Raw genomic sequence first — 10,557 nt, forward strand, 5'->3', positions numbered from 1 at the left:
TATCAGTTGTTATGAACTAGGAGAAGTAAGAGGATATTAAGGCTAAATCTAAATAGCATTTTTGGGGAATTTTGCCCGCTAAGACTGTAAACGGTTGATCGGGTTCACCTAGATGATTTACTACTAAGAGAGCATCGGTAAAATTTTGATTTTTGGTATAATCATTGACAGTAATAATTGTTTTTAATCGGGCTTGTTTAGAGGCAGAAAATCCATGATAGGAGTCTTCAAATACTAAACAATCTTCTGGATTTAATCCTAACTTTTCTAAGACATAAAAATAAATATCTGGGGCGGGTTTTTTGGCGGGAACAATATCCCCGGCGGCGATGATTTCAAACCAATTAGGATCAATGGCTGTATTTTCTAATAAGGCTAACACATTCGGTAAGGCGCTAGTTGTAGCGATCGCTAACCTAATTTCTGCTTCCTTGACTTCTTGAATCAACCGTTGTACCCCAGGACGCAAAGGAATTGAACCCTGATCTAATAATTTTCGATAATATTCATTTTTTAACTGGTGTAAACTTGTAATTAAATCATTTAAGTTGTCTGTTAATAAAAAGTCTGGTTCATATTGTTCAATATAATAACGAATTCGCTCTTTTCCTCCACCAATTGCTAATAATTTACCATACAAATCTATAGACCAATTCCAAGACAAACCCACTTGAGAAAAAGCTTGATTAAACGCAATTCTATGACCATCCCGTTCCGTATCCGCTAAAGTACCATCCACATCAAAAATCAAAGATTTGAGTTTTCCCATACTTTTAAATTTCCCATACTTTTAAATTCAATATTTTTTCTATTCCCTATTCCCTTGTTACTGAGCGAAGTCGAAGTATTCCCTATTAATTAAATTTTTGTTTAGCCTGATCATAAACCTCAACGGTAATTTGAGTAACACCTAATTCCTGAGCAAACTTTTCAATCTTTTTCCGAGCCGCCGGACGGACAAAAAAAGGAATTTCTTTCAAACGAGTTTCAGCTTCTGCTGTCCATTCCATGATCATCAATTAAGAAAGAGGATAATTACATTAATATATAATGGAATCAGAAAGGGCGCAATAGGAGAATCATCAATATGACTCTATACCAACCCAATGATATTATTGCTCAACGCTATCGCATCGTTACCACTTTGGGTGAAGGAGGCATGGGAATTACCTATGAAGCCGAAGATCTCACCAATTATCAACGAGTTGCCGTTAAATCAGTTTCCCTGCGACAGATAAAAGACTGGAAAATCTTAGAATTATTTGAACGAGAAGCGAAAGTTCTTGCCCATTTGCATCACCCAGCAATTCCTAAATATTTGGATTATTTTCACCTAGATACCGATGAAGATCGACAATTTTATTTAATTCGAGAATTAGTTTCTGGAGATTCTTTAAATACTTGGCTGGAAAAAGGTTGGCATCCCACGGAAGCCGAAATTAAGCAAATTGCCCTGCAAATTTTAGAGATTCTCAGCTATTTACATCAACTCAATCCCCCAATTATTCACCGGGATATTAAACCTCAAAATATTATTAGAAAAGCAGATGGAACAGTCTTTTTAGTGGATTTTGGAGCCGTTCAAGATGTTTACCGTAACACCATTTCCTTGAGTGGAACCTTTGTGGGAACGATTGGATATATGCCACCGGAACAGTTGCGAGGAAAAGCCTATCCTGCATCGGATTTGTATAGTTTGGGAGGAACTTTATTATATTTATTAACCAACCGTTCCCCGGATGAACTGCCTCAAAAACGAATGAAAATTGATTTTGATTCCATTGTTAATATTTCGCCCGAATTTGCTGACTGGTTAGAGATGATGTTAGAACCCATCTTGGAAGATCGATGTCAGTCTGCAACCGCAGCTTTAACAGCACTGAAAAATAATTCTACTATCACGTCTTCTAATGCTTCTGGGATTCAGGTTTGTCATAAAAAGCCGAAAGGAAGTCGAGTTAAAATTCAAAAAACATCCAGAAGCTTAGTTGTTGATATTCCCCCTGCGGGTTTTCGGAGTGACGATCTATTTTTATGGTTTTTTGCTATTTTTTGGAATGGAATGATCCTCTTACCTGTCCTATCTAATGGCATTCCATTTCTATTCTCACCTATTATTCTTTTTGTAATAGTAGGTGGTGTTTCACTTTATTATCTTCTCTGGACTTCCTTCAGCAAAATTCAAATTAACATTGATCAGAAAGATTTTATAATCCACAAAAAACTATTCTTTAAAAATTGGATATCACAAGGAAAAACAGCAGATCTAGATAAAATTTTGGTCAACAATACAGGAACTACTATTAATCAAAAACCCGTGATCAATTGTATCTTGTATGAAGGAATTATCAAGCATCAATTTGGTTCTTTCTTGGAGCAGCAGGAAAAAGAATGGCTAGTGGCTGAGATCTCTGATTTTCTGCAAAAATTAAAGGGGAGAAAAAATTGATCAAAATCTTGATTCTCACCTATAATATACTGCTAACGGCTCGATTTCGTCCTTGGGTTTTCGCCTGATATAGAGCATGATCCGCACCATTAATTAAATCCAAAGGAAACCGCTCGACCGTAGGAATTAAAGTACAAATCCCAATACTCATTGTTACCCGGTCAGCAACGTTAGAACTACGATGGGGTAGGTTAAACCGTTCCAGGACATCTTGAATTTTCTGAGCCACTTGCAATGCCCCTTCCTGATCGGTGTGGGGTAAAATTACCACAAATTCCTCGCCCCCATAACGGGCAACTAAATCAACAGAACGCTGAACACCCTGTTGCAAAGCCTGAGCCACCTGTTGTAAACAAATATCTCCTTGAGAATGTCCATAGGTATCATTATATTGTTTAAAATAATCAATATCAGAAAGTAGTAAAGAAAGGGGACGTTGTTCTCGGATTAAACGATTCCATTCTTGATTTAAGATCTCGTCAAAACACCGACGATTAGCAATTTGGGTGAGTTGATCCACCATGGCTAAATTTTGTAATTGTTGATTAGCCAGTTGTAATTGTTGATGAAGTTCTGATTGGTGAATAGCGATCGCTAACTGAATTGCCAATTGCTTCAAAAGTTCAGTTTCTAAGGGATGCCATTCCCTCGGCCCAGTGCAATGATGGGCAACTAATAACCCCCATAAACCCGGACTTTGCAAAATTGGAACCACTAATATTGCTCGAACCTGTAACTTTTCTAATAACTCCAAATGACAGGGGTTAATCTCGGCGTTATAGATATCAGAAGTCTGTTTAAGAGTGTTTTGCTCATAGGATTTTCCCTGATTTTCCACAAAATAGCTATCTGTAATTTTTTGATTCAAAACTGATTTTGTCCCGGCACTAACAGACTCCTTAACCACAACACCGCTCCAATCTGGATTAAACCGATAAATGATCACCCGATCAGTCTGTAAAAACTGACGAACTTCAGCGACAGTGGTTTGTAGAATTTCATCTAAATCCAAAGACTGACGAATTCTTTGGGTAATACCATAAATCATCCGTTCCCGTTCAGCCTGTTGTTTTAAGGTTTCTTCCGCTTGTTTCCGAACCGTAATATCTGAAAAAGAGGCAACAACTGCATAGGCTTGGGGTCGATCAGCATGAAATAAGGGTTGGGAATTAATCGAAATCCAAGTTAGAGTCCCATCGGGTTTATGAACTCCCATAGTCACATCAAATTCGGGTTTTCCGGTGCGTAACGTCACCATCGCCGGATGGTTTTCCCCTGGAAATGGAGAACCATCATTTTGAATCGCTCTCCACCGGGCGTCAATAGAAGTTAATCCCGTCATTTGATGGATCGTTAAACCTAAAATCTTTTCCGCGCTTTGATTACAGGCGGTGATCTGACCATCGGCTTGCTGTAGTACAATGCCTTCACCCATCGCCGCAATTACAGAGCGATAACGTTCTTCACTTTCCTTCAGATTGATTTCTACCTGTTGGCGATCGCTAATATCCTCAAAAATATATAACCGTCCAAAATAGTGATCGTCTTGATCTCGAATTTGACTTGAAAAACGGCGAATAGTACGCCCATCAGAAAAAGCAATTGCATCCTCAATTACCATCCGATTTTCTTCTGATTGTAAAGGTTTACAGGACTCAGCAAAAGCCGGAACATCAGCAATTAAAGGAATACAATCGGGAATAATATCATTATTTTTTAAAACTCCTTCTAACATTTTAATTTCTAAGTGTTCAATTTGCCAAATTTCACAAAAACGATGATTAAAATAGAGAATATTATCCGTCCGATTATCAACTACAAAAAATGCCAAGTTAGACGTATCCGTCATCGAACGTAATAAGGCTTCTTTCCAGCGCAATTCTTGTTCAGTATGCAGATATTGGATTAGGGCTGATTGTTTTTCGGTAATATCTTTTTCATTCACAAGAAGCATGGCATTTCCTGTTACTGGATCACGGGTACAACGCACATCTAAACCATGCCAACGAATACCATTTAAAGTATAAACCTGAGTCTCAATACTAAAAATTGCCCCGGATTGGGCGGTTACGATGGCGGTTTCTCCAATCTTAGGATCAACAAAATGGCGGACAAAGGCATTATCGTTATTGAGATTGGGATGGAGGGTATCGCCATAACACTCAAGAGCGGAGGGATTTTGCATTAAGGGGACACCCTCCAGGGTATATAGGGAAATCATCACGGTGGTATGATTCAGGACTTCAATCGCCCGCAGGGTTTCAGGAGAGCTTTGATTAGCAACTTCTGTAATCCCTTCCACTAACATCGCCATTCGACCCGTTTCAATCTGAATTTCAGAACAATTACAACGAACTGACATCGGTTTACTTTCGGGGTAAAATGTCCAGGTTTCGGTGATATTTTTTTTGTATTTAAATTGTTGTAAATAAGCGTTTAAACGAATCCTAGTAGCTTCTGAAATATCGTGAAAATTACGTTGAATTAATTCTTCTCGATCAGTAGCATTCCAGATATGAAGTGCCGCCCGGTTAGCCCACCACATTTGTAAATTCTCAATATCAAAAATCCAGATTGGGGTTTGGAGTCGATCTAGCCCATTTAATTCGGTAATTGATATAGCATTATTAGATTTTTCAGTTAAATATTCATTACCCAAATCAGAACATTGGCAATCGTGTGTGGCGTTTATTTCTTGGATAGGTAGTGATATTCCTTGGGGTTTTTGTTGATATAATTGCCGGAGATGGTGGTCAGCTTCCCTATATTGAATAGCAATCCCTAATTGCATCGCCATTTGTTGCATAAATTTAATGTCTAGGGTTGTCCAGTGACGGGAACTTTGACATTGATGAACAATCAATAAACCCCAAAGATCGGGCAAGGTGGGAGAAGTTTGAGGCGATGGGGATCTGGGGAGTAAAATCGGGACAACAAGATTGGCAGCGATTTGTAATCGTTGTAAAAGCTCTTTGTAACAAGCTTGAAGCGGCCTAGTCTCTACATCTTCAATTGAGCTAATCTGTCCATGGCGATATCGGTCTACCCACTTGGCTTGAAAGCAGGGATCATAGATTAGTTGTCCTAAAATTGGTGTCGCTTCAGGACTGACGGATTCTTCTGCTACGACCCCATCGCCATCAGGTAAGAAACGATAGACCACAGCCCGATCGCAACCCAAGATTGCCCTAATTCCTTTGACCATTACGTTTAAAATCTCACCTAATTCAAGATTTTGGTGAATTTGTTGCGTAAGTGTCATGATTTGATCCAAGGTTTGCTCCGAAGTAAATTGGGATACCAATAGAAGATCATCAAAGACCATGATAGTAGTAGAAGACTTATATATGTATTATTAACTACTGCCCCTGTCCCTGCACCGATTCGGTTTAAAACTTCATCAAAATTTGATGAAAACTTGAGAAAAGGGGGTCTGAACTTTATTAAAAATTTACAATTGCTCCCCGGCTCAATAATACACTGGAGCAATCTTTAATTAGGTATCGCAGTCGCGCGCCTGGCGGTATTTGACAAAAACTGATCCAGAAAACCTGATGGTGAAATTTTTCCCACCTATTACCTAGGGCAAGATTGCCTAAAAAAAAAGCGGGTAGGTATCATTTTTCCCCGCTTTTTTAGTATTACTATTGTTTTTTATACGCAGATAAATAACTTTACCAGAAAAAAATTCTGATGACATCTCTGAATTAAAATACAGTTAAAATAGAAACCATCAACCATATTTTAATTCGGAGCCGTGGCAGCTTTTTGTTCCGCTATCTTCTGATTATTAGCATATTGGACGGCTCTATCTTCAGCCACCGTAAACTTAGGATGGGACTTAGGAACTTTTTTCATCAACTCACTAGCCCGTTTCCATTCCGTCCCCACTTTTGTCCATTCCGCTTGGGTTTGGGCTTTCTGGGCTAAATTGGCAGTATTGATCGCAGTCTTAACCGCTTCCGAAAACGGATCTACCGTCACTGCTGCGGATGTAGTTGGTTTAGGAGAATCGGAAGCCACGGGCACAGAGGGGGTATCGGCAGATTCACCCGAGGAGGAAGATCCGGCGGGTAGGAAAGGTAGGCGGAATATTCCGGCAAAATGCAATCCCCCCAAGATGGCCAAAACTGCTAAAACCCCTAACAGGATCAACGGTAAAACCTTGCTTTTGGGCTTTTTGGGTTCAACCTGTCGGGTGGTTTCCTCAATTTCATCATCGGGATCATCATCCTCCTCGGGATTGTAGGTGGCTGCTACATTATTATTATGGTTGGGCAAATATTCATCTTCATCATTGATGAAGTCATCCTCGATGATTTCGTCATCAATATTGTAATCTTCGTCTTCGTCATCGACTAAAGGGACAGACGATTGATCTAAATCAACATCATCGGCGGGATTCATCATCGGTTCTGGCGGGGTTCTCAGAACAATTTCTTCTTCCCAAACGGGTAAATCATCTCCGAACTGACGCCCATAAACCCGAACGGTGTAAATCGTTTCAACACCGAGGCGATCCATACCATTTCGGACTAATTTAACCAAATCTTTTTGATAGTGAGGAACCTGATCCCCCTCCATCATAACATGGAGACAGCCGTTATCTCGCATGACATCAGCCTTAATTCCTTTGGATATTAGGGAACGGTTAATGGCGTCTGCGATTACTTTGGGATCGCCCTGTTTAGCCAGTTCTCGTGGGCTTTGATCTTGTGATGACATAGCTAAAATGATTTCACCTGTCCATGACTAATGATAGTATCACTGATTAATCGTTGTGCAACTATTTTCTGGAAATTAGCCCCGTTGAAATAGACGACACAGTTCAATAATGTGGATTTGTAGGGTAGAGAGTTCTTCCCCACCGCGTTTGAGATGGGCTTCTAGTTGCAGCAACAGGGGTAAACTCTGTTGAAATTGCTGAATTGTGGGAGTTTGGACTTCTTTTTGCAGAAAAAATACCCGGTTAGGGTTGCCAATTTCGGCGGTTTTAGCAATTTCGACTTTATCCCGAACTCCGGTTTCCATCATTAATTTAATCCACAACCAAGTCCGAAACTGACTAACTAAAGTTGCCACAATTTTCAGGGCGGGTTCATTATGTAACAGTAGATCGGCAATTAACTCTAGGGCGTCGCTGGTTTGTCCAGATTTAATACAAGTGGCAAGTTTTAGGCTGTTTTGAGTATTGGACTGAACTAATCGGGAAATGTCCTCCACACTCAAGGGTTGACGAGTATTTTGACTAAAAAGTTGGAGTTTTTCCAATTCGTTATACAGTTGTCGGATATCATTTCCGACTAACTCCGCCAGGAGGGCGATGCCATTGGGGGTAAGTTTTACCCCACGTTCGGTGGCCAGGGTTCTAACTTGCTGTTCTAACTTGTCGGTTTCCCAGGGTTTGATCCGCGAAAATTCCCGCAATTCTCCTTTGGATCTGCGAATCTGGTCTTCTAAGAATTTAGTGGATTTTAGGCGTTTATCGGGTTTGTTGGAACCCGTTAATAGTAAGGTGGTAGTATCGGGGATCGCGGGAAGTGTTCGTTCTAACTCCTGATAAACCTCCGTGGGACATTGCTGCATCAAGGTGGTATCGGCCAACCAAACAAAGCGTCCCCCCAGCCCAAACGGGGGAGTCATGGCTTGATTGAGTCCTATAACGATAGAATTTGCTTGATCGGACACAATTCTGTCAGAATTGAAACTATCCCAACTGGGATCAACGACGGCCGATCGCAATCGTTCCACCGCTTGCAATAAGGAAAAGTCATCGTCTCCCCAGTACAGGTAGATTGGCATAATAACTTAATTTTTTCAAAAGAGGCGATTAAAATTGGACGATACTTATCAAGTTTATGTGAATCGGGTGGCGCGGTTAACGCTGCCAGAATCCTATCACTCTCAGTTGGAGTATATCCAGGAGTCCCCTAAGTTTAAACCTGACTCCCAGGGTAGACGCCAAGCTGTGCCTTTCCCGGGTTATACCATTATTACGCCTCCGGCGACGGAGGACTTGGATAATCAAGAGTTCTATAAAAATCTCCAAACTTGTCAACAGCAACTGGGTGAAAAGTTTGATCCTAATTTTTTAATTACTATCCCCCCGGATAGTTTACATTTGACTCTGGCTGATTTGGTCTGGGATAGTGCCTATCGAGATGCTAGTCAAGATCCTAATTTTGAGCCGAATTTGCATGAAGCGATCGCTCAATCTTTTGAGACGTTTAAATCAACCCCGATTTCTGCGGGTATCCGTTGGCAAATTTTTGGTTTTATGTTATTACCAAGGGCGATTACCGTTTGCTTGGTTCCCCGAGATCAAGAGTCCTATGAAAAAACTCTTGAATTTCGCCGATCTATCTATCAAAATCCCAGTTTAATTCCGTTAGGTGTCGATCAACAATATTATTTAACGGCGCACATTACCTTGGGTTATTTTGGTAGTATTCCTGAAGATTTAGATCGGGCAAATTTCTGCAATATTCTATCTTCTTTTAATCAACAATGGTTGGATTCAACTCAACAAATCTGGGTTAACCGAGCCGAACTTCGTAAATTTGATGACATGAATCGCTATTATCGAGAACCAGACTGGCCTGTTTTAGAATTTAAATCCTAGGGGTTGATGATTTGTTGTTCGGGTGTTGATCGTTAATTTTTAACGATCAACACCTGTTAAAGAAGGAACGGGGACAGGGCAACGGGCAATAGGGAATCCTGATCGATGATTCATGTGATTGGCATTGGGTTAGAAGGGGCATTGGGACTGAGTGAGTCTGTGCTTGATTTAGTTAGGGGAGCGACGGCATTAGTCGGGAGCGATCGCCATTTAAGTTACTTTCCTGAATATTTAGCCTCGCGGTTGGTGTTAGGAGACTTAACCGAAACAATTATAGCAATCCGTCAACAACTGATCAGATGGGAAATCGAAAATAAGCCATCTGTTAATAATTATATTGTAGTTTTGGTATCGGGTGATCCGTTATTTTTTGGATTGGGTCGTTTATTAGTAGCCGAATTTTCCCCCGATAAATTAACCTTTCATCCCCATGTTAGTTGCATTCAATTAGCTTTTAATCGCATTAAAACTCCTTGGCAAGATGCTCAAATTCTCAGGGCCCAGGGTCGCTCAATGGAAACCTTAATTCAAGCCTTACAACAAGGTATAGAAAAAATAGCAATTTTAACAGATAATATTTATAATCCCCCCGCGATCGCTCAATTAATCAGTAGTTTGGATTTACCTAGTAGTTATCAATTTTGGGTTTGTGAAAATTTAGGCGGAAATGATGAACGAGTCCAACTATGGGATATAGAAACATTAAAAACTCAAGTTTTTTCACCCTTAAATATTGTTATTTTATTACGTCAATCTCGATCAGAAATACAACCATTAGATTTATCTAAAATTTCAACTTTTGGTATTCCCGATCAACTATTTTTCAGTTATAGCGATCGCCCGGGACTCATGACCAAACGGGAAATTAGAACTTTAGTATTAGGAGAATTGGGTTTACAACCCAAACAAACGATCTGGGATATTGGCGCCGGAATGGGTTCAGTTTCCATAGAAATTGCTCGCCTTTTTCCTGATTCTACCATTTATGCAATTGAAAAAACAGCAGCCGGAACCACATTAATTGAACAAAATCGTCAACGGTTTAAAGTTAATAATGTTATTTCAATTCATGGAGAAGCACCGGATATTTTACATCATTTACGTTCTCCTAATCGAATTTTTATTGGCGGAAGTGGGGAAAATCTCAGCGAAATATTAGGAATTTGTAGTATTCGTTTAAGTCCCGGTGGTATAATTGTTTTAGCCTTAGCAACTATTGAACATTTAAACACAGCCTTAAATTGGTTAGAACAACGAAAACGGATTGAACGCAGTTGGAGTTATCAGATTCTCAATGTACAGTTATCTCGTTCGGTTCCTATTGCTAATTTAACCGGTTTTTCTCCCCTTAACCCGGTCACTATTTTAACTATTTATCACCATAGTTTATTCGCCTAACGCCCTTGATTTTCAACAGGACTTACGCAAAACAACCATATCTAGTAGGGGCGAACGGCCGTTCGCCCCTACAGATGGTGTATAATTG

General features: G+C 40.0%; 8 protein-coding genes. 3 read left to right on the top strand and 5 right to left on the bottom strand.

What is annotated here, in order from left to right:
* Positions 1-16: 16 nt before the first annotated feature.
* Complete coding sequence (locus tag PL9631_RS11685) at positions 17-769, bottom strand: HAD family hydrolase (RefSeq protein ID WP_083620508.1); 753 nt, start codon at positions 767-769, stop codon at positions 17-19.
* An 85-nt stretch (positions 770-854) separates the two neighbouring features.
* Positions 855-1,010, bottom strand: coding sequence for a PCP reductase family protein (locus tag PL9631_RS11690; RefSeq protein ID WP_083620511.1), 156 nt, complete (start codon positions 1,008-1,010; stop codon positions 855-857).
* 77 nt (positions 1,011-1,087) lie between these two features.
* Between PL9631_RS11690 and PL9631_RS11695 the strand changes: the two genes are divergently transcribed.
* Complete coding sequence (locus PL9631_RS11695; protein WP_083620514.1) at positions 1,088-2,449, top strand: serine/threonine protein kinase; 1,362 nt, start codon at positions 1,088-1,090, stop codon at positions 2,447-2,449.
* A gap of 19 nt (positions 2,450-2,468) precedes the next feature.
* On the opposite strand, the gene PL9631_RS11700 is transcribed toward PL9631_RS11695, so the two are convergent.
* From PL9631_RS11700 to holA, 3 genes are all read right to left on the bottom strand, one after another.
* Complete coding sequence (locus PL9631_RS11700; RefSeq protein ID WP_197046345.1) at positions 2,469-5,711, bottom strand: diguanylate cyclase domain-containing protein; 3,243 nt, start codon at positions 5,709-5,711, stop codon at positions 2,469-2,471.
* Positions 5,712-6,193: 482 nt separating this feature from the next.
* Positions 6,194-7,174, bottom strand: a complete 981-nt coding sequence (locus tag PL9631_RS11705; RefSeq protein WP_083620519.1) for a hypothetical protein — start codon at positions 7,172-7,174, stop codon at positions 6,194-6,196.
* A gap of 75 nt (positions 7,175-7,249) precedes the next feature.
* Positions 7,250-8,251 carry a DNA polymerase III subunit delta gene (gene holA / locus PL9631_RS11710; protein WP_083620521.1) on the bottom strand — a complete coding sequence of 334 codons (1,002 nt, stop codon included), beginning with the start codon at positions 8,249-8,251 and terminating at the stop codon, positions 7,250-7,252.
* 34 nt (positions 8,252-8,285) lie between these two features.
* On the opposite strand from holA, the gene PL9631_RS11715 reads away from it, so the two are divergent.
* On the top strand, positions 8,286-9,071 hold the full coding sequence (locus PL9631_RS11715) for a DUF1868 domain-containing protein (RefSeq protein WP_083620524.1): 786 nt from the start codon (positions 8,286-8,288) through the stop codon (positions 9,069-9,071).
* A gap of 105 nt (positions 9,072-9,176) precedes the next feature.
* On the top strand, positions 9,177-10,469 hold the full coding sequence (cbiE, locus tag PL9631_RS11720) for a precorrin-6y C5,15-methyltransferase (decarboxylating) subunit CbiE (protein ID WP_083620526.1): 1,293 nt from the start codon (positions 9,177-9,179) through the stop codon (positions 10,467-10,469).
* Positions 10,470-10,557 lie beyond the last annotated feature (88 nt).

This window comes from Planktothrix paucivesiculata PCC 9631 (genome assembly GCF_900009265.2).
GTDB lineage: Bacteria > Cyanobacteriota > Cyanobacteriia > Cyanobacteriales > Microcoleaceae > Planktothrix > Planktothrix paucivesiculata.

What these genes read in the sequence shown, in the direction of transcription:
- PL9631_RS11685 (WP_083620508.1), bottom strand. Translation starts at nt 769, where the DNA reads ATGGGAAAACTCAAATCTTTGATTTTTGATGTGGATGGTACTTTAGCG.
- PL9631_RS11690 (WP_083620511.1), bottom strand. Translation starts at nt 1,010, where the DNA reads ATGGAATGGACAGCAGAAGCTGAAACTCGTTTGAAAGAAATTCCTTTT.
- PL9631_RS11695 (WP_083620514.1), top strand. Translation starts at nt 1,088, where the DNA reads ATGACTCTATACCAACCCAATGATATTATTGCTCAACGCTATCGCATC.
- PL9631_RS11700 (WP_197046345.1), bottom strand. Translation starts at nt 5,711, where the DNA reads ATGACACTTACGCAACAAATTCACCAAAATCTTGAATTAGGTGAGATT.
- PL9631_RS11705 (WP_083620519.1), bottom strand. Translation starts at nt 7,174, where the DNA reads ATGTCATCACAAGATCAAAGCCCACGAGAACTGGCTAAACAGGGCGAT.
- holA (WP_083620521.1), bottom strand. Translation starts at nt 8,251, where the DNA reads ATGCCAATCTACCTGTACTGGGGAGACGATGACTTTTCCTTATTGCAA.
- cbiE (WP_083620526.1), top strand. Translation starts at nt 9,177, where the DNA reads ATGATTCATGTGATTGGCATTGGGTTAGAAGGGGCATTGGGACTGAGT.